Below are 25,085 nucleotides of genomic sequence, written 5' to 3'. Positions count from 1 at the left end.
CCTGGGGCTCGGGGGTGCGCGTGCGTTGGCGGGTGCGTCGTGGTTTCTCNNCCCCTGAAAAGCGACCGGGGCTGGGCCCCGTGCCCTCCAGGAGCGCGGGAAGCTGCGCGACCAGCCCCCACCCGCCCGCACATGACCCGCGGCAGTGGACCTCAGCTCGCCAGGACGTTCTCCGGGGATCCCGTCGTCCTCGGTTCTGCCAGGCGTACCGGCGGAGCCTGACGATGGGCCGGGTCGCGGACCTCGCCCACGAGGAGTTCCAGGACGTCCTCCAGGGCGACCAGGCCGAGGACCTTGCCGGACGCGTCGACGACCTGCGCGAGGTGCGTGGCCGCGCGGCGCATGACCGTGAGCGCGTCGTCGAGGGGGAGTTCCGAGCGGAGGGTGGTCATGGGGCGCCACACCTGCTGGGGGACGGCCCGGTCGGAGTCCTCCACGTCGAGGACGTCCTTGACGTGGAGGTAGCGCCCCATGAACGCGCCGGTCTCCGCGACCACCGGGAAGCGGGAGTAGCCGGTGCGGGCGGTCAGGGCCACCACCTGCGCGGGGGTGACCGAGGGGCCCACCGTCACCAGCGAGTCGCGCTTGAGCAGGACGTCCGTGACCGGGCGGGAGCCCAGCTCCAGCGCGTCCTCCAGGCGTTCCTGTTCCTCGGGGTCCAGCAGTCCCGCCTGGCCCGAGTCCTCGACCAGCCGACCGAGCTGGACGCTGGTGAAGACCGCCTCCACCTCGTCCTTGGGCTCGACGCGGAAGATCTTCAGGATGACCCGGGCGCAGGCACCGAGGCCCACCGTGACCGGTCCGCAGACACGCGCGAAGGCGACGAGGCCGGGGCTCAGCCACAGCGCCGTCTTCTCGGGCGCCGCCATCGCCAGGTTCTTCGGCAGCATCTCGCCGATGACGAGGTGCAGGAAGACCACCACGGCCAGTGCGATGACATACCCCAGGGGGTGGATCATCCCGTGCGGCAGATGGATCGCCTCGAACACCGGTTCAAGCAGCTTCGCCACGGTGGGCTCCGCGACCGCGCCGAGCGTCAGGGAGCAGATCGTGATGCCGAACTGGGCCGCCGCCATCATCTGCGGCAGGTTCTCCAGGCCGTGGAGGACCTGTCGGGACCGTGCCGTGCCGAGCGGTTCGATCTGGCTGCGGCGGACCGAGACCAGGGCGAACTCGGCGCCGACGAAGAAGCCGTTGGCGAGCACGAGGAGCAGGGCGAACAGGAGTTGGAGCACGCTCATCGGGCCGCCTCCGCCAGGGTGAGGGGTTCGGGAGCGGGGGCCGTGCGCACGAGCCGTACCCTCTCGGCGCGGTAGTGCCCGACCTGGCGCACCGCCAGCCGCCAGCCGGGCAGCTCCGCCTTGTCGCCCGGCGCCGGGATTCGGCCGAGCAGGTCGGCGACGAGGCCCGCGACCGTCTCGTAGGGGCCCTCGGGCACGTCGAGGCCTATGCGCTGGAGCACGTCGACCCGGCAGCTGCCGTCGACGTCCCAGGCGGGGCGGCCGTCCTCGGGCGGGGCGTCGGCCAGTTCGGGCAGGTCCTGCCCGTCGTGCTCGTCGCGGACCTCGCCGACCAGTTCCTCGACGATGTCCTCCAGGGTCACCACGCCGGCCGTGCCGCCGTACTCGTCGACGACGACGGCGATGGGCTGTTCGCTGCGCAGCCGGGCCAGGAGCGGCTGCACGGGCAGCGTCTCCGGCACGAGCAGCGGGGCCTTGGCGATATGGCCGACCGGGGTGTGCAGCCGGTCCCGGGCCGGGATGGCGAGGGCGTCCTTGAGGTGGACCATGCCGACGATCTCGTCGATCCGCTCCCGGTAGACGGGGAAGCGGGACAGGCCGGTGGCGCGGGTCAGGTTGACCACGTCCTCGGCGGTGGCCGAGGACTGCAGGGCGCTGACCTTCACGCGGGGCGTCATCACGTTCTCCGCGGTCAGCTCGCCGAGGGACAGCGTGCGGACGAAGAGGTCGGCCGTGTCCTGTTCCAGGGCGCCGGCCTGCGCGGAATGACGGGCCAGGGAGACCAGTTCGTCGGGGGTGCGGGCGGAGGCCAGTTCCTCGGCGGGTTCGACGCCGAACGCGCGGACCAGCCGGTTCGCGACGGCGTTGAGGCCGGCGATGACCGGGCGGAACAGGCGGGAGAAGACGTACTGGGGGCCCGCGACGAAGCGGGCGACCTGCATCGGCCGCGACACCGCCCAGTTCTTCGGGACCAGTTCGCCGATCACCATCTGCACGGCGGACGCCAGCAGCATGCCGACGACGACGGAGACTCCGGAGACCGCGCCTTCGGGTATGCCGATCGCGGTGAACGGGCCGTGGAGCAGCTCCGCGAGCGCCGGTTCGGCGAGCATGCCGACGACGAGTGAGGTGATGGTGATGCCGAGCTGGGTGCCGGAGAGTTGGAAGGACAGCTCCTTGAGGGCGCCCACCACCTTGTGGGCCCGGCGGTCGCCCTCGGCCGCGGCCTTCTCCGCGTCCGGTCGCTCGACCGTGACGAGGCCGAACTCGGCGGCCACGAAGAAGCCGTTGGCGAGGATCAGGAGGAAAGCGGCTGCGAGCAGCAGCAGAGGGATGGTCATGCCGCCGCCTCGATAGGTCGGGAGGGGGCGGCGCAGGTACTACAGGACGATCCGTCCATCGCTGGAAGGAGTCACTCCTCGAAGTAGCAGGGGGCCACTGGTGTACCCGGTGGCACAACAGTGGCGGAGGCGCAACGAAAACGCCTCCGCCAACAGATTAATCAAGACATGGGCCGGTACGGCAGGGGCGGCGGCCCTGAGTCGGCCCCGATCTTCCCCTGCGTCGGCCCCGAGCCTGCTCGGGGGCGCCCCGGATGCGCTCGCTGTCAGTCCGGGGTCACCCGGTGTCAGCCCCGGGGCTGTTCGGGTTCACCGACGGAGCGGGCCTCGACCAGTGCCCTCAGGGTGCGGGCGTCCTCGATGGCGTGCTGCTTGGCGATGCCGGGCTGGATGCCGAGCGCGGGCAGGCTGGTGCCGTCGGTGAGGTCGAGGAAGACCCAGGGGTCGCCGACCCGCAGGTTCACCTGGACGATCTCCGCCCAGCCGAGCCGGCGCCTCCCGGCGATGTTGACGACGGTCACTCCGAACTCGTCGGCGACCACCTTGGGCCGGGAGAGCAGACACAGCACCCCGGCGAGCAGGGCCGCCGTGAAGACGAAGCTGAGCCGCTCCCCCGGGCCGAGGGTCGGCAGCAGCAGCGCGACCACCGTGATGACCACGAAGATCGCCGCGGCGGCGGTCAGCAGGACGGCCCGGGTGCGCCCCGGCCGGAAGGTGACCGGCAGGGCGGGCAGATCCGACATCGCGTACGACTCCCCGGAACTCAGAGGCGGCAGGCGTGGATGGCGGTGGTCAGGATGGCCCGGGCACCGATGTCGTACAGGTCGTCCATGATCCGCTGGGCCTCCTTGGCCGGGACCATGGCGCGTACGGCGACCCAGCCCTCGTTGTGCAGCGGCGAGACGGTCGGTGACTCCAGGCCCGGGGTGAGGGCGACGGCCTTCTCCAACTGCTCGACGCGGCAGTCGTAGTCCATCATCACGTAGGTGCGGGCCACGAGGACGCCCTGGAGGCGGCGCAGGAACTGCTGCACCTTGGGCTCGTTCTCCGAGGAGGTGTCCGCGTCGACGCGGCGGATGACGACGGCCTCGGACTTCATGATCGGCTCGCCGAAGACCTCCAGGCCCGCGTTGCGCAGGGAGGTCCCGGTCTCGACGACGTCGGCGATGACCTCGGCGACACCCAGTTCGATGGCGGTCTCGACGGCGCCGTCGAGGTGGACGACGGAGGCGTCGATGCCGTGGTCGGCGAGGTGACCCGCGACGATGCCCTCGTACGAGGTGGCGACGGTCTTGCCCTTGAGGTCGGCGATGCCGGCCGCCGTGCCGGGCTTGGCGGCGAAGCGGAAGGTGGAGCGGGCGAAGCCGAGCGGGAGGATCTCCTCGGCGTTGGCGCCGGAGTCGATCAGCAGGTCGCGGCCGGTGATGCCGATGTCGAGCCGGCCGGAGGAGACGTAGATCGCGATGTCGCGGGGGCGGAGGTAGAAGAACTCGACCTCGTTCTCCGGGTCGACGATCCGCAGTTCCTTGGACTCCCGGCGCTGGAGGTAGCCGGCCTCATGCAGCATCTCCCCCGCAGGGCCGGACAGGGAACCCTTGTTGGGGACGGCGATGCGCAGCATGAGGCAGGCTTCCTTCGTTCTCGTGGGTGCGGAGATGTGTGCGGGGGGGACGGCTCAGAGGTGGGCGTACACGTCGTCCAGGGAGATGCCGCGGGCGACCATCATCACCTGGACGTGGTACAGCAGCTGCGAGATCTCCTCGGCGGCCGCTTCCTTGCCCTCGTACTCGGCGGCCATCCAGACCTCGGCGGCCTCTTCGACGACCTTCTTACCGATGGCATGGACGCCCTTCCCGACCAGTTCGGCGGTGCGGGAGGTGGCGGGGTCGCCGTTGGCAGCCTTCTGCTGGAGCTCGGTGAAGAGCTCCTCGAACGTCTTCTTGGACATGGTGGGCCCCACACTACGCCGTCACGGGCGTGCCTCAGCGCCAGGGTTCAGATACTGAGCGGAGCGTGGCCGCGGTCGCCACGGCCGCGGTCACCGCCTCGTGCCCCTTGTCCTCGTTGGAGCCCTCGATACCGGCGCGGTCCAGGGCCTGCTCCTCGGTGTCGCAGGTCAGTACGCCGAAGCCGACGGGGACGCCGGTGTCGACGGAGACCTGGGTGAGGCCCTGGGTGACGCCCTGGCACACGTACTCGAAGTGGGGGGTGCCGCCGCGGATGACGACGCCGAGGGCGACGATGGCGTCGTAGCCGCGGCCGGCGAGGACCTTGGCGACGACCGGGAGCTCCCAGCTGCCGGGGACGCGCAGGAGGGTCGGCTCGTCGATGCCCAGGTCGTGCAGGGCGCGCAGGGCGCCGTCGACGAGGCCGTCCATCACCTTCTCGTGCCACTGGGCCGCGATGACCGCGACGCGCAGGTCGCCGACGTTGCTGACGGACAGTTCGGGTGCGCCCTTGCCGCTCACGTTGCTCCTTGGTTCCTGAATCTCGGTTCGAGACGGTCGTGCTGTGGTTCTGGTGGTTCGGCTTCTTTACTGCTCGCCGCAGGTGGTCACGGTGGTCGTGTCCAGCCAGGGCAGGTCGTGGCCCATCCGGTCCCGCTTGGTGCGCAGGTAGCGGAGGTTGTGCTCGCCCGCGCGGACGGGCATCGGTTCGCGGCCGGTGACGGCGAGGCCGTGTCGGACGAGGGCGTCGGTCTTCTCGGGGTTGTTGGTCAGCAGCCGGAGGCTGCGGACGCCGAGGTCGCGGAGGATCTGGGCGCCGGCGCCGTAGTCACGGGCGTCGGCGGGCAGGCCCAGTTCGAGGTTGGCGTCGAGGGTGTCGCGGCCGCGTTCCTGGAGTTCGTAGGCGCGCAGCTTGGACAGCAGACCGATGCCGCGTCCCTCGTGGCCGCGGAGGTAGACGACGACGCCGCGGCCCTCGGTGGCGATGCGTTCGAGGGAGGTCTCCAGCTGGGGGCCGCAGTCGCAGCGCAGGGAGTGGAAGACGTCGCCGGTGAGGCATTCGGAGTGGACGCGGACGAGGACGTCCTCGCCGTCGCCGATCTCGCCGTGGACGAGGGCGACGTGCTCGACGCCGTCGACGGTGGAGCGGTAGCCGTAGGCGGTGAAGTCGCCGAAGGCGGTGGGGAGCTGGGTCTTCGCCTCGCGCTTGACGGTGGGCTCGGAGGAGCGGCGGTAGGCGATCAGGTCCTCGATGGAGATGATCGTCAGGCCGTGCTTGCGGGCGAAGGGGATCAGCTCGGGCAGGCGCAGCATGCGGCCGTCCTCGCCGGCGATCTCGACGATGGCGCCGGCCGGGCGGAGGCCCGCGAGGCGGGCGAGGTCGACGGCGGCCTCGGTGTGGCCGTCGCGCACGAGGACGCCGCCGGCGCGGGCGCGCAGCGGGAAGATGTGGCCGGGGCGGACGAAGTCGGTGGGCCGGGCCGTGCCGCTCGCCAGCAGTTGGAGCGTGGTGGAGCGGTCGGAGGCGGAGATGCCGGTGGTGACTCCGTGCTCGGGGGCGGCGTCGACGGTGACGGTGAAGGCGGTGCGCATGGACTCGGTGTTCTGCTGCACCATCTGCGGCAGTTCGAGCCGGTCCAGTTCGTCGCCCTCCATGGGGGCGCAGATCATGCCCCGGCATTCGCTCATCATGAAGGCGACGATCTCGGGGGTGGCCTTCTCGGCGGCGATGACGAGGTCGCCCTCGTTCTCCCGGTCCTCGTCGTCGACGACCACGACGGGGCGGCCGGCCGCGATGTCGGCGATGGCCTGCTCCACGGGGTCGAGCCCGAAGTTCTCGATGTCGTCGGTGCTGTAGAGAATCGGCGCCATGGTCATGCTGGGGCTCCTTCCAGGGCGGGCTTGCGGGACCGCAGCCACCAGTCGCGCATGCCCCACAGGACGAGCGCGCCGTAGATGATGTAGACGAAACCGGAGAAGGCGTAGCCGTTGGCGAAGTTGAGCGGTACGCCCACGAGGTCGACCAGCAGCCAGGCGAACCAGAACTCGACCATGCCGCGTGCCTGGGCGTACATGGCGACGATGGTGCCGGTGAAGATGTACGCGTCCGGCCAGGGGTCCCAGGACAGGGTGGGGAACGCGGTGAAGAGTCCGCCGACGGCGAGGGTGCCGAGGGCGGCGCCGGCGAGGAGGTAGCCGCGTTCGCGCCAGGTGGCGAAGCGGGGGGCGATGGCACCGTCCGCGGCCTGCCCCTTGGTGCGGTTCCACTGCCACCAGCCGTACGCGGCGACGGCCATGACGATGACCTGCTTGCCGGCGCTGCCGGTGAGGTGGCCGGCGAAGGCACCGAAGAGGATGAGCCCGGAGAGGAACTGCACGGGCCAGTTCCACAGGGAGCGTACGGCGCCGAGGGCGAGGGCGATCAGGCCGAAGATGTTCCCGATCATGTCCGACCAGCGGATCTGCTGGTCGAACACGGTGAAGGCGACCGAGTTCAGCGAGTTCACCGCGTGGCCCCTTGCGATCCGAGGAGCCGCTCGACGTACTTGGCGATGACGTCGACCTCGAGGTTGACCGGGTCGCCGGGCTGCTTGCGGCCGAGGGTCGTCAGGTCGAGGGTGGTGGGGATGAGGCTGACGGTGAAGTGGTCGGTGCCGGCCTCGACGACGGTGAGGCTGATGCCGTCGACGGTGATGGAGCCCTTCTCCACGACGTACCGGGTGAGGTCGGCGGGGAGCGAGATCTTGACGATCTCCCAGTTCTCGGACGGCTTGCGCTCGATGACCTGGCCGGTGCCGTCGACGTGGCCCTGCACGATGTGGCCGCCGAGGCGTTCGCCGACGGCCATGGGGCGTTCGAGGTTGACGCGGGAGCCGACGGTGAGGGCGCCGAGGCTGGAGCGGTCGAGGGTCTCCGCCATGACGTCGGCGGTGAACCAGTCGTCCTCGTGCTCCACGACGGTGAGACAGACGCCGTTGACGGCGATGGAGTCGCCGTGCTTCGCCCCCTGGGTGACGACGGGGCCACGCAGTCGGAAGCGGGAGGAGTCGCCGAGGTTCTCGACGGCGGTGACCTCACCCAGCTCTTCGACGATTCCGGTGAACACTTCCCGGGTCCTCCTGCCTCGTAGGGCTCGGACTCCGGGGCTGTCGAAGACGACAGAGATCAGCGGACAACGGCACAGGGGGCGACGCCGTGTGGAGGACCCACTCCTGCTGGAGCAGGCCGACAACAGTCGGCGGCGCGCACGCATGCCCGCCCGCCGCGCACTGCCTCCCATCCGGACTTTAACCGTCGGTCCAGGAATTTCACCTGGTCAACCGGCCGCTGGAAGCGACCGGGTCGCGGACTGTAACCGCCGGTTCGGACTTTCACCGACCCCGGAGTGCGCTGCTTCTGGTACATGGCCAGTGTGCCACGCCTGATCGGCACCCATGCGGGTGATGACTGTGGGGTGGCTCACAGATGGTGTCACTGGACTTCTACGGCGCGTGACGCGGAGGCCGGGCCCTGACTGATCACGAGTCAATTTCCGCCCCACCGGCCCCAGTCGGACCGCGTCGAGACCTGCCGGACGGCACGCCGGACCCATTGACCAGGTTGGTCTAGTCCTTTTAAGGTCTGCGATCGCGGTTACTCGTCCCGAAGGCGCGCCGGCCGCCCCCAGTCGGCCCGGCGGCGGTGACGACGGCCCTTGCCCCGCCGCCGGGTCCCCCTCCCTCGCCGTCCGGTGGGTTCCCCGCCCCGTGTCACATTCCACGTGTGCTGTCCGGTCATAGCTGTCGAAGGCGTTCCGTGGGGAGCGCCGGTGTCGAAAGGTTGGACAACATGACCACGATCCTGGTGACCGGCGGGACCGGTGTCCTCGGCCGGCGCGTCACCGAACGGCTGCGGGCGGACGGGCACGAGGTGCGGGTGCTCAGTCGGCACGCGCAGCCGTACGCCGTCGATCTGGTCGCGGGCGGGAGCGGGCTGGACTCGGCGCTGGCGGGGGTGGACACGGTGGTGCACTGTGCGTCCTCGCCACGCGGGGGCGACGAGAAGGCGGCGGCGAATCTGATCGCCGCGGCGCGGCGGGCCGGGGTGGGGCACCTCGTGTACATCTCGATCGTCGGCGTCGACCGGGTGCCGTTCGGCTACTACCGGAGCAAGCTGGCGGTCGAGCGGGTGGTCGAGGAGTCGGGGCTGGGCTGGACGACGCTGCGGGCGACCCAGTTCCACGACCTGCTCGTGACGCTCTTCGAGGGCCTGTCGAAGTCTCCGGTCATGCCGGTGCCGGCCGGGGTGAGCGACCAGCCGATCGCCGTCGCCGAGGTCGCCGACCGCCTGACCGAGCTCGCCGTGTCCGCCCCCGCGGGCCGCGTCCCGGACATGGGCGGCCCGGAGGTCCTCAGCCTCCACACGCTGGCCCGCACCTACCTGACCGCCACCGGCCGCCGCCGCGCCCTCCTGACGGTGCCCCTGTTCGGCAAGGCGTACGCGGGGTTCCGGGCCGGGGGCCACCTGGCCCCGGAAAGGGCGGTGGGCAAGGGGACGTTCGGGGAGTACGTGGCCGAACGGTTCGGCCGGAGCCGGACGACGGGGTGAGCCGAAGGGCCGCCGAGTCTGGGGCGGACGCCGATGGCACGGGGAGTCGCGAAGCCTGTCAGCGGCGGGCGGACGCCGATGGCACGGGGAGTCGCGAAGCCTGTCAGCGGCGGGGTGCGGATGGCGGACCGAGCCATGGGTCGCCCACTGTCGACCCCTACCGCGGCGGCGGTGTGAACAGCTCGTCCTGGGCCGTGTCCCTCGCCATGAGCAGGGCCCCCCGCAGGACGGCGGCGCCGCCGAGGGCGCTGGGCCGGACCTCGGTGGGCAGCGGCGACAGTGCCGCCAGCCGCGCCTCGACCCGGGCGGCGAGCACCTCCCCTCCGGCCTGCCCGACCTCCCCTCCGAGCACCACACAGCCGGGGTCGAGAACGGCGACGACGGAGGCGGCCCCGATGGCGAGACGATCGGCCAGGGCGTCGAGGAAGCGGGCATGGGCGTCGACCGACGGGCGGGTGTCCGGGGTCGCGTGCGCGTCGCCCAGGGGGTGTACGGGAGTGACCGCCCCGTCCGACGAGGCGCCGGCCCCAACCGATGCGGGACGCGCCCGCGGGGCGCCGATCCCACCCGCCGCCGGACGCGTCTGCGGGGCGTTCGCGTCGGCCGGTGCGGCCGCGCTCCCGCCCGTCGGGACGTCGGGTCCGGCCGCCGGGGGCCGGCTCGTCGCCGCCTCCGCGGCTGCCCTCACCAGGGTGGCAGCGTGTGGCTCGCTGCCAGCCGGGGCGGCGGCCGTCAGGCCGTACTCCCTGGCCAGGGTGTCGATCGCGGCGGCGGCGCCCAGGGAGTGGAAGCCGCCCTCGCAGTCGGTGGCCGAGGGCAGGGTCGTGGTGCCCGGGACCGGGAGGAAGCCGATCTCGCCGGTGCCGCCGGAGGCGCCGCGGCGGAGGGTGCCGTCGAGGACGACGGCCGCGCCGGTGCCGAGGCCGAGCCAGAGGAGGACGAAGGTGTCGCGGTCGCGGGCAGCGCCGTCCCGCTGCTCGGCGAGCGCCGCGAGGTTGGTCTCGTTCTCGACGAGGACCCGGGCCGGGAGGCGTTCACCGAGGGCGACGGCCAGCCGGCGGTGCCATTCGGGCAGCCCGGTGCTGTCGCGCAGTTCGCCGGTGGCCGGGTCGATGAGCCCGGGGGCGCCGATCGCCACGGTGTGCAGCCGGTCGGCGCCCGCCTCCTTCGCGGCACGCTCCACGAGGCTGACGGCCTGCTCTACGGCGGGCCCGGTACCCGCGTCGTCCGCGACAAGCACGGACGCCCGCGCCAGTTCCGTACCGAGCAGATCGGCGACGACGACCGTGACGCCCTCGGTGCGTACGTCGAGCGCGGCGAGGTACGCGCGGTCGGCGACGATGCCGTAGAGGCGGGCGTTCGGCCCGCGCCGCTGCTCGCCCGACTCCCCCACCACCGAGATCAGTCCGGCCTCGGTGAGGCGCTCCACGAGATCGGCGACGGTGGGCCGGGACAGACCGGTGAGCTGCTTCAACCGCCCCGCCGTCAACGGCCCTTCCTCCTGCAGCAGCCGCAGGGCGAGCCGGTCGTTGATGGCCCGGGCGGTGCTGGGTGATGCGGGCATGCCGGGATCCTCCCAGATCGACGACGCGTACGGTTGCCGGCCTTGTGACAGCCGGGGCACACGACCCGACCGCCGGCCCCGCGGCGCCGTACGGACAGCGCTCTCTATCTATCAGGCAGGGTTCCTGATAGTTTACGGCGGCGCGAGAGCGAGGTCGGGTGGTCCGGAAACGGGCGGGTACGGCTGGAGTGCGAGTTCGAGGGCATTCACGCAAGCCAGGGAGGGCGGAGAATGAGCTCAGTGGTCTACGAACGGCGCGATGTGCGGCGGGCCCGGTACGCCGTGGCCGCCGTCTTCGCCGTGCACGGAGCGGTGACCGGCTCGTTCGCGACCCGGGTGCCCTGGGTCCAGGACCACGCCCAGCTCAGCGCGGGTCAGCTGGGGTTGGCGCTCGCGTTTCCGGCGATCGGCGCGTCCGTGGCGATGCCGCTCGCCGGCTATGTCAGCCACCGGCTCGGCGCCCGTACGGCGATGCGGGCCCTGATCGCGCTGTGGACCCTCGCGCTGATCCTGCCGTCCCTCGCGCCGAACCTGTGGACGCTGTGTGCCGCCCTGTTCGTGTACGGCGCGACGGCCGGCATGGCGGACGTGGCGATGAACGCGCTCGGCGTCGAGGTCGAGGCCCGCCTCGGCAAGTCGATCATGTCGGGGCTGCACGGCATGTGGAGCGCGGGCGCTCTCGTCGGCTCGGCGGCCGGCACGCTCGCCGCGCACCTCGGCTCGGACGCCCGGCTGCACCACGCGCTCGCGGCGGCCACCCTCACCGTGCTCGGTCTGGTCGCCTGTCAGTGGGTGCTGGACATCCGGGCCACCGAGGACGAGGAGCCGCCGCCCCGGTTCGCGTTGCCGCCCAGGTCGGCGCTGCTCATCGGCGCCGTCGGGTTCTGCGCGGTCTTCGCGGAGGGGGCGGCCCTGGACTGGTCGGCGGTGTATCTGCGGGACGAGTTGGCGACCTCGGCGGGCCTCGCGGCGGCGTGCACCACCGGGTTCATGCTCACCATGGCAGTGGCACGGCTGGTGGGCGACGCGGTGGTGAACCGCTTCGGCGCGGTGCGCACCGTGCGGGCGAGCGGTGTCCTCGCGGCGCTCGGCGGTGTGCTGATCGTCGTCGCGAACCACCCGGCGGTCGCCATGGCCGGGTTCGCTCTGATGGGGCTCGGCATCGCCGTCGTCGTACCGCTCTGCTTCGCCGCGGCCGGGCGCAGCGGCCCGAACCCGAGCCAGGCCATCGCGGGTGTCGCGACCATCACGTACACCTCGGGGCTGATCGCGCCGAGCGCGATCGGCGGTCTGGCGCAGCTGACCAGCCTGGTGGTGTCGTTCGGTCTGGTGACCCTGCTGGCGTGCGGGCTAGCCGTGTTCGCGGGGGTGCTGCGGGCCGGGGAGGGCGACCGGACGCGGATCAGTCGGCCGGACGCAGCAGTTCCCGACCCGAAGCCCTGAAGCCGTCGCTCCACGCGGTGGGCCGCAGGGTGTCGGCGTCCAGCCTGACGAGGACGCGGGTGCCCTGCGCGTAGGTCCGCGAGCCGTCGGTCGAGCAGAAGCGGAAGCCGTAGGTCAGGCCGGTGGTGCCGAGCCGCTCCAGCCACAGGTGCACGGCGTAGGTGCCGGGCCGGGTGACCGGCGCCTCGTAGTTGATCCGCAGTTCCTTGACCACGTTGCAGAAGTCGCCGGCGGCGGCCCAGTCGCCGTCGAAGCCGTAGCCCTGCTCCCGCCAGTGCTGGGTCCAGGCGCGCTCGACCATCACCGGGTAGCGGGCGTTGTGCAGCATGCCGAGGGCGTCCAGGTCGTCGAAGTGCACGGTGACGGGGACGAGCCTGCCGTGGGCGAGGGCGGGGGCTGTCGGGGCTTCGGCGGTCACGGGTGGGGAGCTGGGTCAGTGGTTCCCGGGGGGCCTAACCTCGCGCTTTCACGAAGCGGACTGTTCGAGGCTTGATCAAAAAGGCGGGAAGTGCTCCTGACCCGCAACGATAGGACTTGCCGAGGATCCTGTTGACTGCGAGGAAAGAAGCACTTCCCAGGTGAAGAGGCGTATCGGGTCGTACCCGCATGTCCGTGTCGAGGGCGGCGGTCACGGGGTCGCCACGCAGTCCGGGTCCGTGTTGCTGGTGGAGGCGATCCGCAAGACCGGCCTCGATCAGGCGATATCCGGTGCGCTCACCCTGTGGCGCAAGCAACGGGCCGTCCACGACCCGGCGAAGGTCCTGCTCTCAAATCCCCCAGGACTACGGCGGTTTGGGTATCCACGCGTGCAGAACTGAGTACGCGTACTCACGGCACGGCAGCTCCCTGGCGGCGAGACTGGGCGGCAGACCAAGCGACTGGAGACGATCATGCACCTGCCCCGCAGAATGAACCGAGCCGCCACTGCCTTCCGGCCCGAAAGGGTTCGGATCATCGTTGCTGCTCTCGCGAGCGGGGCCGCAGTCTTGGCACTCACCGGATGTGCCGGCTTCGAGTACAAGGAGGACATCTGCAGCAGCGGCGAGTACCCCGTTCTGGCCGTAGGCGATACCGGCTCCGCTTGCGTGTCGGACAAGGAAGACCCGCCGGCGGGATTCGTGCGATACCCGGAGGGCAAGGTGCCGCAGCAGGTCGACGACACGTGGGATGTGTACTGGGACACCCATACGCTCGACAAGGACGGCAACATCATCGACATCCCCGACGCGGGCTGACCCGGACGACCCACGCTCTGGGAAGCGCCCACTACAACCGCGTAAGTCAGACGCGGCCCGGGTCATTGCCCCCACGTCAGCCAGACGCCCTTAGAGGTCGTTTTCATCTAGGATGCCCGCTTATCGGGCACTTCTTAAGCGGTAGGTGGCGGTACAGGCGAGGTCACCGAGGCTGTCGATGCCGACGAGTCGCGGGAGGTTGCGGGTGGGGCGGAAGAGGCCCTGATCCTGTCTCATCCCAGGATGCCCGGTCTTCGAGGCTGTGTGCTTCGACCGCCGTTGGCGTGCGCCTGGGCGCATTCGGTGTGCGGCAGTACGTCGGAAGCATGCCGAAACGACGCCTGTATCCGAGTGATCTGTCCGATGCCCGCTGGGAGTTGATCGAGCCGGTCCTGGCGGCCTGGCGTTTCGAGCGCCGCGGCCGGGCCCTGGAACAGAGCGCGGCGGGGCACCGCCGTCCACGGCCACGACGACACCGCGACCGGGACACCGAGCGGACTCGCCGCCCTGCTCCTGGAGGAACTGAGCGTGCTGCCGGCGGCCCAGCGCCGTACCGTCGAAGCGGTGGCGGTGCTCGGGGACCATGCCACCCCCACCATGGTGAGTCTGACCACCGGAAACCCCACGGCGGCGGAACTCGACGACCGTAGCGGCGCGTTCGCGCGGCGCGATCTGCTGCGCACGGGATCCGACGGCCGTTGGACGCTGCGCCACCCGCTGCTGCGGGCGTCGGTCTACGAGCGCACCCCCGCGTCGCGGCGCGCCGAGATCCACCGCGTCGCCGCGGAAGAACTGGCCCGCACCGGCGCCTCCCCCGCCGAACGCGCCCACCACGTGGCGAGATCGCTGACGGGATGGGATCCCGCGGCGGCGGCCGTCCTGAGCGAGGCGGCCGCCCGGCCCACACGGCACCCGCCACGGCCGCATATCTGCTGGACGTAGTCCTGCGGCTCAGGCCGGACACGCCCGCCCACGCGGCGCGGCGCGGCGCGCTGACGCTGGCGTGTGCGCGAGCGCTCGGCGTGGGCGGCAGCCTGCGGGAGAGCCGGGATCTGCTGCACGCGCTGATCAGCGGCCCGGGGGAGAAGGACGCGTCGCTGCGCGGGGACGGCGCTGTGCGCCATGATGGAACGCCACCTCGGGCACTCCCCTGAAGCCCTGGCCCTCCTCCAGCGGGAACTGGCCCGCACGCCCGGTCCCGAGCCGCGCCAGGCGGTCTCCTCAGCACCCGCACGGTCGAGAGCCACCTGTCGGCCATCTACCGCAAGACCGGACTGCCGTCCCGGTCGGCGCTGGCGGGCCTCGTGACCCGCGCCGCCCTCGAACAGCGGCCCGCACCGGCCCGGGAACCGCTGTTCTTCGCGACGGGACGGTCCCCCGGAGACCGTGTCTGACCACCCCGCACTCCGCGGCGGGGCGGTTCTCGCCCTGTGCCGACCGGACCCGTGCCGCGTCAACGGGGGTGGTACGGCGGCGTGATGCCCGAGGAACCGCCGTGGTCCCGGTGTGTAATGTGCAGGCCGCGCCGGGCGTGTCGTGGGCGTGTTCGAACCGAACAGAGGCGGGGGTGCCATGCCGAAGCATCATGCAGTGGTGGTCGGAGCCGGAATCGGTGGACTCACGGCCGCCGTGGCACTGCACTGCCGCGGCTGGCGGGTCACCGTCTGCGAACGTGCCCCCGAACCTCCCACGACCGGCGCCGGTATCGGCCTCGCCCCCAACGCCCTGCGAGCTCTGGAGGCCATCGGTGTCGACGCCGCCCGGGCCGTCGGCAGTGCCGTCCCCGTGACGATGGGCGTGCGCCGCTCCGACGGCCGGTGGCTCGTCCGGGCCGAGACCGTGGACATGGCTGCCCGCTACGGCATGCCTCCGATCGCCGTCCCGCGTCCGGCCTTCACCGCGGCCCTGACTGCCAACCTGCCGCCGAAGGCCCTTCGCTACGGCACCGAAGTGACGGGAGTCGACGACGTCATGGGCCGCTCGACCGTCCGTACGGCGGCCGGTCAGGACCTGTCCGCCGACCTGGTCGTCGCCGCCGACGGCATCCGCAGCCCGCTGCGCCGCGCGTACTTCCCCGACCACCCCGGACTGCACTACATCGGCGAGACGGCCTGGCGCACCATCGTGGACGCTCCGGACCTACGGATACCGTCCATGAGCGAGACCTGGGGAAGGGGCGGACGGTTCGGCGTGACCCCGCTCGCGGACGGCCGTCTGTATCTCTACGCCACCGGGCTCGTCCCGCCCGGCACCCGGTCGGCCGACTCCCGCGCCGAACTCCGCCGCCGTTTCGGCTCGTGGCACGACCCGATCCCGGCCCTGCTGGAGCGCGTCCAACGCCTCGACGAGGCCGACGTCCTCCAGAACGACCTCTACGACCTGGCCGCCCCGCTTCCTCGCCTGCACCACGGCCGGATCGTCTGGCTCGGCGACGCAGCCCACGCCATGGCCCCCAACCTCGGCCAGGGCGGCTGCCAGGCAATCGAGGACGCGGTGATCCTCGCCCACCTGCTCCCCCGCGGGGACGGCACGGACTCCGTCCCGGCCGCCCTCGCCGCGTACACCGCCGCCCGCCGCGACCGGACGAACGCTGTCCGCGTCCGCGCCCGTTGGGTCGGCCGCCTGGGAGCCCTGCGCAACCCGCTCGCTGCGGCGGCCCGCGACCTAGCGGTCCGGGCCACCCCCACCCGGCTCGCCCTGCGGGGCATGGACGACCTCTTCAACGGCTTCCCCCCGGGTGGCGGTGGCATCCATCGCGACAGGCTGCCTTTGTGACAACTACCGCGTTCGGCTCATATCCCATATGGGACAACCTCTACGTGAGGGACTACGTATTTTCACCGATGCGATGGAGGCACGCGGCAACGAGACTCGTTCACGAGCCGCGCATCGGCGCAGGTACAGGAAAGGCCACGCGTGAACCGTCAGCAAACGGAATTCCATGCCTCATGCGGGCACTTGATCTCGGTTCCGGCCGACCGTGCCGGGCAGAACGTCCGTTGCCCCCACTGCCACCGGGTGGTCCCGGCTCCGGCTGCCGATGTTCCGTACGCCTCGCCCGTGCTCACGCCCGGCCCTGTTCCCGGGCCGACCACATCGGCGGAGCCGGCCGCTCTGACCGCCCTCTACATGACTGCTCTCATCGCTGGTGTGCTGGGGGCCGCCTGCATCTATCTGGTCATGTTCAACGAGCTCGACGAGTCCGAACTGGTCACGATCACCCCGCTGTGGTTCTTTCCGATCGTCTTCGGCCTGTACGGCTTCGTCTCCCAGCGACTGCTGCGGCGTATCTCCGCGGGGCACGCGCAAACCCTCAGTCAGGCCGCCCGCATGTCGATCGAGGTGGCCGGTTACTGGGCGCTCCCGGCGCTCTTCCCGTTCCTGGTTCTGAGATGGCGTAGCTCTCTGCTCGTATCGCTGGCGGCGGCGGTCTTCTGGGCCGTACTGCTGTGGTTCTTCTTCGCAGCGGTCTTCCCGACCCTCTGAGCGGACGTCTCCGCGGAATACGTAGTCGGATACGTGGTTTCACTGAGGCGCCGTCACTCCAGTCGCGCCTATGTTCGGCGTGTCGGACAGAGTGATCGGTGTTGAGGGGACTGAGTGACAGGCAACGCCCGTGTGGTACGGGGAAGCTGGGTGACCTTGCTGGTGGCGGGAAGCCTGCTGACGGGGTGTTCGGGCCAGGCGACGGGCAACGCACCGGAGCGGGAGAACACTTCGGCGGTGGCGCCTTCTTCAGCTTCATCGGCCAGTGCCTCGGCCGGCGATTCGCCGAGTACCACCGCGACCCCGTCGGGGGCCTCGTCCGCCGCCTCCACCGTTTTCACGCCGGATGCCTCCCTGGTACCCAAGACCTCGAAGGACGGGCGTCGGCTGGCCGATGCCGTCGTGCTCGCCCCGGTCGACTGGGGACGGGGTTATGTCGCTCGGACTCCGGCCGCGAGCACCCCGGGGACATGGGCCGTCCTGGGCGAAGACTGCCGCTGGGAGCGGGAGAAGCTCCCCCGTGGGGTGCTGGCGAGCACGTCTCGCTACAGCAGGCTGGCGGCCGGCGGGGGCAGGGGCGCGGTCACGGTGACGGCCGTGGCCACCGTGCACGGCTCCGCCCTCGGCGCCGACGAGCAGTTGAGCGCCACCCTGGAGGAGGTGTTGCGCTGCCCGGAGCAGCGGCCGCGGTCGGCGGAGCGGATCACGGGTCTCATGTCGCTGGGCACCCCCTTCGGTGCCCGTGAACAGCAGTACGCCGACGACTCCGTTCTGGAGGCCGGCACATACGCCGAGAACGGCGGCGCCGGACAGCCGTACCGCTGGATGGTCGCCCGGCTGGGCACGGTCGTCGTGGCCGTGTCGGTGACCGGCGGCGCCGGGAACACCGAGCAGGAACTGAACGAACTCGGCAGCAAGGCCCTGGCGAAGATGCTGACGCGCATCGAGCAGCGGCTGAAGGGGAAGTGATGGAGCCGCTGCGTACCTTCGATCCCGCCAAGCTGGCGGGCTACCGGCTGCTCGGACGGCTCGGCGCGGGCGGCATGGGTGTGGTGTACCTGGCCCGCTCGGCCGGCGGAACCCTCCTCGCGCTGAAGGTGATTCAGACCGAGTACGCCGAGGACGCCGGTTTCCGGGAGCGGTTCCGGCGTGAGGTGGAGACGGCCCGGCGCATGACCAGCCCGTGGGTGGCTTCTCTGGTGGACGCGGACCCCGAGGCGGCGCAGCCCTGGCTCGCCACCGCGTTCGTCCCCGGCCCCTCGCTCGGCGAGGCCGTCGCCGAGCACGGCCCGCTGCCGGTGCGCGGTCTGCGGGTGCTGGGGGCGCGGCTCGCCGAGGCGCTGCAAGAGATCCACGCGGCCGGACTCGTCCACCGGGACGTCAAACCCGGCAATGTGCTGCTGGCCCTCGACGGGCCGCGGCTGATCGACTTCGGTATCGCCCGCGATACCGAAGAACCAGGGCTCACCTCGACCGGTGTCGTGGTCGGTACGCCCGGGTTCCTGCCGCCGGAGCAGGCGCGGGGCACGGGGATTCCCGGAGCGGCCGGCGACGTCTTCTCGCTGGGGTGTGTGCTGGCCTTCGCCGCCACCGGCCGGCCTCCGTTCGGTACCGGGTCGCTCGACGCGCTGCTGTATCGGACGGTGCACGACGCGCCCGACCTCCACGGTGTTCCGGCGGAGCTCGCACGCGTGGTGGCCGACTGCCTGGAGAAGGATCCTGAACTACGCCCCACGGCCGAGGAGTTGACGGCGTCCTTCACGGGCACTCCGCCGGCCTCTCCCACAGATCCGCGGGAGGCCCTGCGGGCCGTACGTCCCGAGGTGGCCGGTGACGAGGAGGCGCCGACGGGCGAAGAGGCCTGGCTGCCGCAGCCGTTGGTGCGGCTGATCGCCGAACGATCGGCCGTCGGGTTCGCGTTGCCCGCGATCGACGAGACCGAGGTCGGCCCCGGGTCCGCAGACACCGCCTCGACGGACACTGCGGCGGCGAGTCCTGCCGGCCGTGTCCTCGGCAGACGCCGGTTCCTGCTCCTGGCCGGGGCCACGGCGGTCGTCGCGGTCGGCGGCGGACTGGCCACGTGGTCGGCGCTCGACCGTGACCGCAGCGAGGACTCCGACGCCACGCCGGCGGACTCCAACCCTCTCTACACCCTCGGCCTGCACGCCGATCTGACGGGCGATCAGAAGGAGGTCGGCCGGGCCCAGGAACGGGGACTGCGGCTCGCCGTCCACGAGTTCAACTCCCGTGCGGGCGCGCCTTTCTCGCTCGCCGTGAAGACGGTGGACGACGGCGGCGATCCGGCGCGGTCGCCCGCGGCGGCCAAGAAGCTCATCGCCGACCGTTCCGTGCTGGCGGTGATCGGTCCCACCACGGACGCCACCGCCCTGGCCTCGCTGCCGACGTACGACGCCGCGTCGCTGCCGCTGATCGCGGTGACACCCGGCGCCACCGCGCTCCAGGTGATGGGCAGCCGGTCCTTCCTGCACGCCCGGGTGACGGACACGATCCTGCCGTTCTACCTGGACGCCTACCTGCGCGGTACGGCGAAGTCGCGCACGGTCGGGATCGTCGACGACCGGGCGGCGGACGCCTACGGCTGGGAGATCAGCAGCACCCTCGCCAACATCCTGCGCAAGGTGCCGCTGCCGGCCGTGCCCAAGGTGGTCAGCGCGCTGCGCACCGACTTCGGGCCGACCCTGGACGCCCTGTTGGCCGGGGGCGCCGACTCGGTGGTCTTCGCCGGCTATCACGAGCGGGCCGCGCTGCTGGCCCGGGAGCTGCACCGCCGTGACTTCCCGGGAGCCAGGGCCGCCGCCCAAGGGGTGCTCGACGCCCGGTTCCTGTCCGCGGCGGGCGACGCGGCCGACGGCTGGGCGATCGTCGCCCCGGCCATGGACGCCACCGTGGCGCCCGAGGCGAAGGCGTTCCGGGCCGCCCACCGCAAGCTGTTCGGGGCGGAGCCGGAGCGCTACGCCGTGGAGACGTACGACGTGGCGCAGTTCGCCGTGAAAACGCTGCGGTCGCTGGGCGTCGGGAGCCGCACCCGGCCGAACCTGACGACGGCGCTGCGAGCGGGGTCGTACCAGGGGATCGCCCGGAACTTCGCGTTCGACAAGGCGACCGGGGCGCTGGTGATCGACGGCAGCGGGGTCTACCTGTGGACGGTCGAGGGCGGCCGGTTCGCCTATCAGGGCCTGGCCCCGTCTCAGGTGTCCACCTGATGGCCGTAAGTGCTCAGTCGGTGAGCTCGGGCGTTCATTCGAAGGGGCGTTGATGGAGCCGTTGCGCGGCGCCGACCCGGCCCGGATCGCGGGCCACCGGCTACTGCGCCGACTGGGCGCCGGCGGCATGGGCGTCGTGTACCTGGCACGCTCACCCGGCGGCGCGCTCGCCGCGGTGAAGGTGATCCGCGCGGCGCACGCCGACGACGCGGGGTTCCGGGCCCGTTTCCGCCGTGAGGTGGAGACGGCGGGCCGGGTCGTGAGCCCCTGGGTGGTACCACTGCTCGATGCCGACCCGGACGCGGAGTCCCCGTGGCTGGCCACGGCGTTCGTGCCGGGACCCGCGCTGGACGAGGCGGTGGAGGAATGCGGCCCGCTGCCGTACGAGAGCGTCCGCGTGCTGGGGGCGCGGCTGGCCGAGGCGCTGGACGCGGTGCACGGGGCGGGTCTGGTGCACCGGGATGTCAAGCCCGCCAATGTGCTGCTCGCGGTCGACGGGCCCCGGATGATCGACTTCGGTATCGCCCGGATGCCGGAGGACACCGCGCTCACCGCGAGCGGCATGGTGGTCGGCTCCCCAGGGTTCCTCTCTCCGGAGCAGGCCCAGGGCCGCGGCCGGGAGATCGGTCCCGCCAGTGACGTCTTCTCGCTCGGCTGTCTACTGGCGTACACGCTGACGGGTCGGCGCCCCTTCGGGTCGGACTCCGTGGCCGAGACGCTGCTGCGCACGGTCCACGACGATCCCGAACTGGACGGCGTACCCGCGTCGTTGCTGCCGCTGCTGCGGGGCTGTCTGGCGAAGGAGCCCGGTTCGCGGCCGGGCGTGGCCGAGCTGCGGCGGGCCCTGGACGGTGCGGGCGAGGGCGGTGACTGGTTGCCGGAGCCCCTGACCCGGCTGATCGCGCGCCGTTCGGCGGCCGTGCTCGCGCTGCCCGCCGTCGAGGCGACCGAGGTGTCCACGGCGTCCGCGGCGACGACCGCGGTCGACACGGTTTCCGCAGGCGGCAGTGGATCAACGCGTCGACGCTTCCTGGTCCTCGGCTCGGCCGCCGGGGTCCTGACGGCAGGCGGCACAGCGGCCTGGTGGACGGCACGAGGCCCCGGCGGCAGCTCGGCCCAGAGCCGGACGAGCCGACTGCCACGACTGGTCGTCGCCCTGCATGCCGACCTGAGCGGCGCTCACAAAGCGGTGGGCCTGGCCCAGGAGAACGGTGCCCGGCTCGCCGTCGACCACCTCAACTCGCGTACCGGACGCGGCTTCGACCTGGCGCTCCAGGTGCACGACGACAAGGGCAACGCCACTCGTGCCGGGCAGATCGCCCGGCAGTTGGCGGCCGACGGCCGGGTCCGCGCGGTGCTCGGACCGACCACCGACGCCTGCGCCAAGGCCACCCTCGGCCTCTACCAGGAGGCACGGCTCCCGATGGTCACGGTGTCGGTCGGACTCGACGAGGTCTCCCCGACCACCTATCGGGTCTACGCGGCCACCCGCCCCGCTGACGCGACCCTGGCGGCGCCACTCGTCGCGTACCTCGTGCGCACCCTGGCGGCCCGCAGGACGGTGCTGATCGACGACGCCGCCGAGGGCGACTTCAGCTGGCGTCTGTGCTCGGGTATCGACGACGCCGTGCGCTCCGGGCAGCGCACCGTGATCCGGCGCTCCCTCGCCGCCGACGGCGATACGACCGCTTTCCGCGCCCTCGCGACGTCGGTGACGGAAGGGGGAGCCGACGCGGTGGTGTTCGGCGGCGGCTACGCCCGGGCCGCACTGCTGGCCCGGGCACTGCGCTCCGCGGGCTACTCCGGCGCGCGGCTGGCCACCCAGCGCGCCCTCGACGCCCGCTTCCTCACCTCGGCCGGCGAGGCCGCCCAGGGCTGGGTGTTCGCCACCGCCTTCCTCGATCCGACCCGGGTGAAGGCCGCGAAGTCGTTCGTCACCACCTACCGGACGCGCTTCGGGTCCGCCCCGCCGTGGTACTCCGCCGAGGCCTACGACGCGACGCTCTTCGTCACCCGCGCCATGACGGACCTCGGCGCGTCGCACGCCGAACGGGCCGCGATCACCGGCCGGTTGCGCGAGACCGACTACCGGGGCATCACCAAGAGGTTCCACTACGACCCGTCCACCTACCGCTACACGGACGCGATGTACCTGTTCCGGGCGACGGCGGGCGCCTTCCGCTGCCTGGGCGACTATCGGGACGCCACCGCCTGAGCCCGCCGTTCGCGCCCTCGGTCAAGGGCCGCACGCGCTGCCGAACGACCCGCAGGTCCTGCTGCTCGGCCAGGCACGCCTGCTGTACTCCCGAGCCGGCCAGGTCGACGGCACCGGCCGCGACGAGACGCCTACGCGTACTTCCGGGACCCGGAAGACTTCCACAACGTACGCCTCGCCGAACTCCCCGGCGGCGACTTCGCGTTCTGCGTCACCCACCCGCTGTCCCTCTCCACCTGGAGACTCGCCCACTTCGAGCGGATCACCACCGCCGACGATCCGGTGCCCGCCGTGATGGACGACAAGCGTGTCAAAGAGGTGACGTATCACCGGCAGTACGCCACCGAACGGGTCGTCCACCTCGGAGACGGCACCGCCGAGTCCCATCACCGGATGCGCGACGCGCGGGAGCAGGCCGCGCCGTACCCGGACGAGTTGTTCACCGCGTGTGACGTCCGGGACTAGGCCGAGGCGCTGCTGAGCAGGTCATGGAGACGGCCGGACTACCGCTGCCGATGTTCCGGCCGCCGGCCGCGACAGAGAGCACACCGAGGATTTCGCCCCTCTGCTCGCCGAGTTGCAGAGCGTGGCCCGGTCCCCCGGAGGCGACGTGCCCGGCACATCGCCGAGCAGGTGCCGGACCCAGAGCTGTCCAGGCTCAGCCCGGCTGACCTCGGGGTCCTGCGGGACGTCGAGGTCGACGACGACGGAACGGTCGCCGGCCTCTCCCGACCTCTGTCCGGGGGTGTCAGCCGATCCCGGACGCACCGCAGATCTGAGCCGCGTGGAGCGGCACTGCCAGGGTCAGCACGACGGTGACGGCGACCACGGCGAGCCATACTGCGTACAGCACTACAGGCCGCGCCCGATGACGCGATATCACCCACGCGATCCACCCGGCCAACGATCCGGCGGCCAGCGCTGCCAAGAGACACAGGGCCACAACATTCCCCGAGACCGGATCCACGGGCGCATTCGCCGTGCAGTAGTCGCTGTCGTCCGTCAGCGAGGTATCCAGCAGCAGCACGAAGGTCGCGAGTGCCGACATCGTCCAGGTCACGGCGGTCAGCCCCAGGTAGGGCCCTCTGGGCCAGGACCGCAGGGCGCCCGCCAGTACGGCGCACATGAGCAGTAGCGGCACCGCCATCCACCCGAACGGCGCCGCCATCGCCTGCGCCGGCCCCAACAGGCCTTCTCGATATTGGCTGACCTGGGGGTCGTCAGCCCAGTAGAAGCCCTTGTACGCCGCGCACACCGAGGTGATGACCACCAGTACGGCCAACGCGTGCGCATGGATACGGGCTTGGGGTGTTCCCGGGAAGGAAGCCGGCCAGAGGATGTCCCGGGACCGGCCTTCCGGCCCCGGGCCGACGGCAGCCCTGCCACGATCTGCGATCGTCAGTCTCACCTCCCACTCCCTCAGTACGCAGTCCGCTTCCCACCGGCACACAAGGTGAAAGTCCGGAATCCGCACGAGCCTGGCATATCGCGAGCGCGCGCCGTATCCGTGAAACCACGTAAGAATGACCCGCTCCGGGGCAGCTTTTCCTGGAAGGACTTACGGGACCTGCTCACAGCCGCCCGCACCCAGCTCGGCGGACCGATCGTGCTGGTCTGGGACAACGTCGGCCTGCACCCCAGTCGCGCGATGCGCGCCTGGATCACGGCTCGGGGCTGGCTCACGGTGTTCCCATTGCCGGCCTACGCACCGGACCTCAACCCCGTGGAGGGAATCTGGTCCAGCCTGCGGCGCATCAGCCTGGCCAACATCGCCTTCGCCGACTACACGCACCTGGTCACCGCTGTCCGCCGGGCCTGTGTGATGTCGTGATCAATCTTGCCAATCCGGGTCCGTCTGAAAGGTGGATCCAGTAGGAAGGCGATCGTAACGCGCAGGCAACTCACCAACGAGCAGTGGAAGTTGATCAAGCCGTTCCTGCCGACAGGCGAGTACGGCCTGTACCCCGAGCGGCTGCGGGATCAGTTCGAAGGGGTGATCCGGCGGTTCAGGTCCGGCGCTCAGTGGCGTGAGATGCCGGGAGAGTTCGGGCTCCGGCCGACCGTCTACGGACGCTTCCGGGTCTGGCGGAACGCCGGTGTCTTCACCGCCCTGCTGGAGGGCCTGATCGCCGAAGCCGCCCGTCAGGGCAGGACGGACTTGTCCCTGGTCAGCGTGGACTCCACGACCGTCCGTGCTCACCATGACGCCGCTGGGATGCTCGTCGGCAAGGACCTCATGGAGGCTGCAGGCCCGGAAAAAGGGGTGACCAGTAGTGCTTCGTTACGTTGAGTGATCTCGTCTGTTCGTGGGTGGCTTCCCGGAGTGAGGTTGGGGGTAGTGGAACGGCTCCGGGGCGAGTTGGCGGAGTTCGTTGGCGATGTGTTCGGGTCGTTTCCGCGGCGGGATCAGCGGCGGTGGGGCGAGTGTTGTCTGCGGGGTCTGATGCTGGATGGCCGGCGCTCAGGACCTGCTGAGGTGCTGGACCGGTACCTGCACCACCTGCGGACGCCCCCTGCCCAGCCCTCGCAGCAACCACAGACAACCCACAACCTAACGAAGCACTACTAGACCCCGCCGGTACCGACGCGGGCCCCGCTCACCCCCGTGCCAGGTCGTACGCGTACCCCGGTGAGAACTCGCCGGCCTCGCCCCGGCATCCGTCGGACTCGCCCGGCAGTTTCACCCACAGATAGGCGTCGATGCGGGACTCGCCGGTCGTGAGCGTCGGCGGGCGGCCGAGGCCCCGGCCTGACGGGTCGCACCAGGTGCCGTCGGTCGGGGCGCCGTTGCCGTTGCGGCTGGT

24 protein-coding genes, 6 pseudogenes and 1 riboswitch are annotated in these 25,085 nt (G+C 71.4%); of the genes and pseudogenes, 16 read left to right on the top strand and 14 right to left on the bottom strand.

The genetic code is table 11. From position 1 onward, the window contains the following. Positions 1 to 152: 152 nt before the first annotated feature. From AOK23_RS33080 to AOK23_RS33040, 9 genes are all read right to left on the bottom strand, one after another. The gene (locus AOK23_RS33080; RefSeq protein WP_055716225.1) at positions 153 to 1,241 is read right to left on the bottom strand and encodes a hemolysin family protein; all 1,089 of its coding nucleotides are present in this window, start codon (positions 1,239 to 1,241) and stop codon (positions 153 to 155) included. After that, the gene (locus tag AOK23_RS33075; RefSeq protein WP_055716224.1) at positions 1,238 to 2,581 is read right to left on the bottom strand and encodes a hemolysin family protein; all 1,344 of its coding nucleotides are present in this window, start codon (positions 2,579 to 2,581) and stop codon (positions 1,238 to 1,240) included. Before AOK23_RS33075 ends, AOK23_RS33080 begins: the two co-directional genes overlap by 4 nt. A gap of 287 nt (positions 2,582 to 2,868) precedes the next feature. Then, entirely contained in the window at positions 2,869 to 3,324 is a 456-nt protein-coding gene (locus AOK23_RS33070) for a PH domain-containing protein (RefSeq protein ID WP_055716223.1), read from the bottom strand. Positions 3,325 to 3,344: 20 nt separating this feature from the next. Continuing rightward, positions 3,345 to 4,202, bottom strand: coding sequence for an ATP phosphoribosyltransferase (gene hisG / locus AOK23_RS33065; protein ID WP_055716222.1), 858 nt, complete (start codon positions 4,200 to 4,202; stop codon positions 3,345 to 3,347). A gap of 54 nt (positions 4,203 to 4,256) precedes the next feature. After that, on the bottom strand, positions 4,257 to 4,529 hold the full coding sequence (locus tag AOK23_RS33060; RefSeq protein ID WP_020128904.1) for a phosphoribosyl-ATP diphosphatase: 273 nt from the start codon (positions 4,527 to 4,529) through the stop codon (positions 4,257 to 4,259). Between the two features lie 34 nt (positions 4,530 to 4,563). After that, on the bottom strand, positions 4,564 to 5,049 hold the full coding sequence (gene ribH, locus AOK23_RS33055) for a 6,7-dimethyl-8-ribityllumazine synthase (RefSeq protein ID WP_055537205.1): 486 nt from the start codon (positions 5,047 to 5,049) through the stop codon (positions 4,564 to 4,566). A gap of 66 nt (positions 5,050 to 5,115) precedes the next feature. Then, complete coding sequence (locus AOK23_RS33050) at positions 5,116 to 6,405, bottom strand: bifunctional 3,4-dihydroxy-2-butanone-4-phosphate synthase/GTP cyclohydrolase II (protein WP_055716221.1); 1,290 nt, start codon at positions 6,403 to 6,405, stop codon at positions 5,116 to 5,118. Next, complete coding sequence (locus tag AOK23_RS33045) at positions 6,402 to 7,034, bottom strand: nicotinamide mononucleotide transporter family protein (RefSeq protein WP_055716220.1); 633 nt, start codon at positions 7,032 to 7,034, stop codon at positions 6,402 to 6,404. The genes AOK23_RS33050 and AOK23_RS33045 overlap by 4 nt, the downstream gene beginning before the upstream one ends. Continuing rightward, positions 7,031 to 7,633 carry a riboflavin synthase gene (locus AOK23_RS33040; protein WP_055716219.1) on the bottom strand — a complete coding sequence of 201 codons (603 nt, stop codon included), beginning with the start codon at positions 7,631 to 7,633 and terminating at the stop codon, positions 7,031 to 7,033. Before AOK23_RS33040 ends, AOK23_RS33045 begins: the two co-directional genes overlap by 4 nt. A 156-nt stretch (positions 7,634 to 7,789) precedes the next feature. Continuing rightward, a riboswitch (FMN riboswitch) is annotated at positions 7,790 to 7,920 on the bottom strand. A gap of 435 nt (positions 7,921 to 8,355) precedes the next feature. Here AOK23_RS33040 and AOK23_RS33035 point away from each other — a divergent pair. Beyond that, positions 8,356 to 9,114, top strand: a complete 759-nt coding sequence (locus tag AOK23_RS33035; RefSeq protein WP_055716218.1) for an SDR family oxidoreductase — start codon at positions 8,356 to 8,358, stop codon at positions 9,112 to 9,114. A gap of 157 nt (positions 9,115 to 9,271) precedes the next feature. On the opposite strand, the gene AOK23_RS33030 is transcribed toward AOK23_RS33035, so the two are convergent. Then, the gene (locus tag AOK23_RS33030) at positions 9,272 to 10,678 is read right to left on the bottom strand and encodes an ROK family transcriptional regulator (protein WP_055716217.1); all 1,407 of its coding nucleotides are present in this window, start codon (positions 10,676 to 10,678) and stop codon (positions 9,272 to 9,274) included. A gap of 231 nt (positions 10,679 to 10,909) precedes the next feature. Here AOK23_RS33030 and AOK23_RS33025 point away from each other — a divergent pair, with 231 nt between their 5' ends. Then, positions 10,910 to 12,121 (top strand): MFS transporter, encoded by a 1,212-nt coding sequence (locus AOK23_RS33025; protein ID WP_055716216.1) that lies wholly within the window; start codon positions 10,910 to 10,912, stop codon positions 12,119 to 12,121. Here the strand turns inward: AOK23_RS33025 and AOK23_RS33020 are convergent. Beyond that, positions 12,081 to 12,539 (bottom strand): acyl-CoA thioesterase, encoded by a 459-nt coding sequence (locus tag AOK23_RS33020; RefSeq protein ID WP_055716215.1) that lies wholly within the window; start codon positions 12,537 to 12,539, stop codon positions 12,081 to 12,083. The genes AOK23_RS33025 and AOK23_RS33020 overlap by 41 nt on opposite strands. 160 nt (positions 12,540 to 12,699) lie before the next feature. Here AOK23_RS33020 and AOK23_RS45950 point away from each other — a divergent pair. From AOK23_RS45950 to AOK23_RS50640, 6 genes and pseudogenes are all read left to right on the top strand, one after another. After that, a pseudogene (locus tag AOK23_RS45950) lies at positions 12,700 to 12,888 on the top strand (IS1380 family transposase); the annotation flags it as partial. 123 nt (positions 12,889 to 13,011) lie between these two features. Beyond that, on the top strand, positions 13,012 to 13,356 hold the full coding sequence (locus AOK23_RS33015; protein ID WP_420823773.1) for an SCO0607 family lipoprotein: 345 nt from the start codon (positions 13,012 to 13,014) through the stop codon (positions 13,354 to 13,356). A gap of 326 nt (positions 13,357 to 13,682) precedes the next feature. Beyond that, positions 13,683 to 13,781: pseudogene (locus AOK23_RS52090) on the top strand (IS5 family transposase); the annotation flags it as partial. Positions 13,782 to 13,884: 103 nt separating this feature from the next. Beyond that, positions 13,885 to 14,298 (top strand): hypothetical protein, encoded by a 414-nt coding sequence (locus tag AOK23_RS33010; RefSeq protein WP_055716214.1) that lies wholly within the window; start codon positions 13,885 to 13,887, stop codon positions 14,296 to 14,298. A gap of 651 nt (positions 14,299 to 14,949) precedes the next feature. Next, positions 14,950 to 16,131: an FAD-dependent monooxygenase gene (locus tag AOK23_RS33005; protein ID WP_240496679.1), complete on the top strand. Its 1,182-nt coding sequence runs from the start codon at positions 14,950 to 14,952 to the stop codon at positions 16,129 to 16,131. Between the two features lie 354 nt (positions 16,132 to 16,485). Continuing rightward, entirely contained in the window at positions 16,486 to 16,842 is a 357-nt protein-coding gene (locus AOK23_RS50640) for a hypothetical protein (RefSeq protein WP_240496678.1), read from the top strand. A gap of 68 nt (positions 16,843 to 16,910) precedes the next feature. Here the strand turns inward: AOK23_RS50640 and AOK23_RS50635 are convergent, their stop codons facing one another. Next, the gene (locus AOK23_RS50635) at positions 16,911 to 17,183 is read right to left on the bottom strand and encodes a hypothetical protein (RefSeq protein WP_240496677.1); all 273 of its coding nucleotides are present in this window, start codon (positions 17,181 to 17,183) and stop codon (positions 16,911 to 16,913) included. A 256-nt stretch (positions 17,184 to 17,439) separates the two neighbouring features. Between AOK23_RS50635 and AOK23_RS50630 the strand changes: the two genes are divergently transcribed. The 5 genes and pseudogenes from AOK23_RS50630 to AOK23_RS50625 all read left to right on the top strand — a co-directional run. Then, positions 17,440 to 17,811 (top strand): hypothetical protein, encoded by a 372-nt coding sequence (locus AOK23_RS50630; protein WP_240496676.1) that lies wholly within the window; start codon positions 17,440 to 17,442, stop codon positions 17,809 to 17,811. Beyond that, the gene (locus AOK23_RS32990) at positions 17,808 to 20,066 is read left to right on the top strand and encodes a bifunctional serine/threonine-protein kinase/ABC transporter substrate-binding protein (RefSeq protein ID WP_420823772.1); all 2,259 of its coding nucleotides are present in this window, start codon (positions 17,808 to 17,810) and stop codon (positions 20,064 to 20,066) included. Before AOK23_RS50630 ends, AOK23_RS32990 begins: the two co-directional genes overlap by 4 nt. 52 nt (positions 20,067 to 20,118) lie before the next feature. Next, positions 20,119 to 22,281: a bifunctional serine/threonine-protein kinase/ABC transporter substrate-binding protein gene (locus AOK23_RS32985; RefSeq protein ID WP_055716210.1), complete on the top strand. Its 2,163-nt coding sequence runs from the start codon at positions 20,119 to 20,121 to the stop codon at positions 22,279 to 22,281. A gap of 61 nt (positions 22,282 to 22,342) precedes the next feature. Beyond that, positions 22,343 to 22,879 (top strand): annotated as a pseudogene (locus tag AOK23_RS45940) (1,2-phenylacetyl-CoA epoxidase subunit PaaC); the annotation flags it as partial. Between the two features lie 23 nt (positions 22,880 to 22,902). After that, positions 22,903 to 23,028, top strand: a pseudogene (locus AOK23_RS50625) (1,2-phenylacetyl-CoA epoxidase subunit PaaD); the annotation flags it as partial. A gap of 1 nt (position 23,029) precedes the next feature. On the opposite strand, the gene AOK23_RS49060 reads toward AOK23_RS50625, so the two are convergent. After that, entirely contained in the window at positions 23,030 to 23,689 is a 660-nt protein-coding gene (locus AOK23_RS49060) for a hypothetical protein (RefSeq protein ID WP_206336364.1), read from the bottom strand. A 99-nt stretch (positions 23,690 to 23,788) separates the two neighbouring features. Between AOK23_RS49060 and AOK23_RS32970 the strand changes: the two genes are divergently transcribed. The 3 genes and pseudogenes from AOK23_RS32970 to AOK23_RS47240 all read left to right on the top strand — a co-directional run. Continuing rightward, positions 23,789 to 24,112: a transposase gene (locus AOK23_RS32970; protein ID WP_157878226.1), complete on the top strand. Its 324-nt coding sequence runs from the start codon at positions 23,789 to 23,791 to the stop codon at positions 24,110 to 24,112. A gap of 51 nt (positions 24,113 to 24,163) precedes the next feature. Beyond that, positions 24,164 to 24,526, top strand: a pseudogene (locus AOK23_RS32965) (transposase); the annotation flags it as partial. Positions 24,527 to 24,604: 78 nt separating this feature from the next. Further along, positions 24,605 to 24,769: pseudogene (locus tag AOK23_RS47240) on the top strand (IS701 family transposase); the annotation flags it as partial. A gap of 109 nt (positions 24,770 to 24,878) precedes the next feature. On the opposite strand, the gene AOK23_RS32960 reads toward AOK23_RS47240, so the two are convergent. Further along, positions 24,879 to 25,085 (bottom strand): glycoside hydrolase family 6 protein (locus AOK23_RS32960; RefSeq protein WP_206336362.1); only part of this gene is annotated, 207 nt, incomplete at its 5' end.

This window comes from Streptomyces torulosus, from assembly GCF_001419765.1.
GTDB lineage: Bacteria > Actinomycetota > Actinomycetes > Streptomycetales > Streptomycetaceae > Streptomyces > Streptomyces torulosus.
This window is presented reverse-complemented; position numbering and strand designations above follow the sequence as displayed.

Bases quoted from the DNA above. Each gene is read 5' to 3' on its own strand.
- AOK23_RS33080 (WP_055716225.1), bottom strand. From the start codon at position 1,241: ATGAGCGTGCTCCAACTCCTGTTCGCCCTGCTCCTCGTGCTCGCCAAC.
- AOK23_RS33075 (WP_055716224.1), bottom strand. From the start codon at position 2,581: ATGACCATCCCTCTGCTGCTGCTCGCAGCCGCTTTCCTCCTGATCCTC.
- AOK23_RS33070 (WP_055716223.1), bottom strand. From the start codon at position 3,324: ATGTCGGATCTGCCCGCCCTGCCGGTCACCTTCCGGCCGGGGCGCACC.
- hisG (WP_055716222.1), bottom strand. From the start codon at position 4,202: ATGCTGCGCATCGCCGTCCCCAACAAGGGTTCCCTGTCCGGCCCTGCG.
- AOK23_RS33060 (WP_020128904.1), bottom strand. From the start codon at position 4,529: ATGTCCAAGAAGACGTTCGAGGAGCTCTTCACCGAGCTCCAGCAGAAG.
- AOK23_RS33050 (WP_055716221.1), bottom strand. From the start codon at position 6,405: ATGACCATGGCGCCGATTCTCTACAGCACCGACGACATCGAGAACTTC.
- AOK23_RS33035 (WP_055716218.1), top strand. From the start codon at position 8,356: ATGACCACGATCCTGGTGACCGGCGGGACCGGTGTCCTCGGCCGGCGC.
- AOK23_RS33030 (WP_055716217.1), bottom strand. From the start codon at position 10,678: ATGCCCGCATCACCCAGCACCGCCCGGGCCATCAACGACCGGCTCGCC.
- AOK23_RS33025 (WP_055716216.1), top strand. From the start codon at position 10,910: ATGAGCTCAGTGGTCTACGAACGGCGCGATGTGCGGCGGGCCCGGTAC.
- AOK23_RS33015 (WP_420823773.1), top strand. From the start codon at position 13,012: ATGCACCTGCCCCGCAGAATGAACCGAGCCGCCACTGCCTTCCGGCCC.
- AOK23_RS50640 (WP_240496678.1), top strand. From the start codon at position 16,486: ATGACTGCTCTCATCGCTGGTGTGCTGGGGGCCGCCTGCATCTATCTG.
- AOK23_RS32985 (WP_055716210.1), top strand. From the start codon at position 20,119: ATGGAGCCGTTGCGCGGCGCCGACCCGGCCCGGATCGCGGGCCACCGG.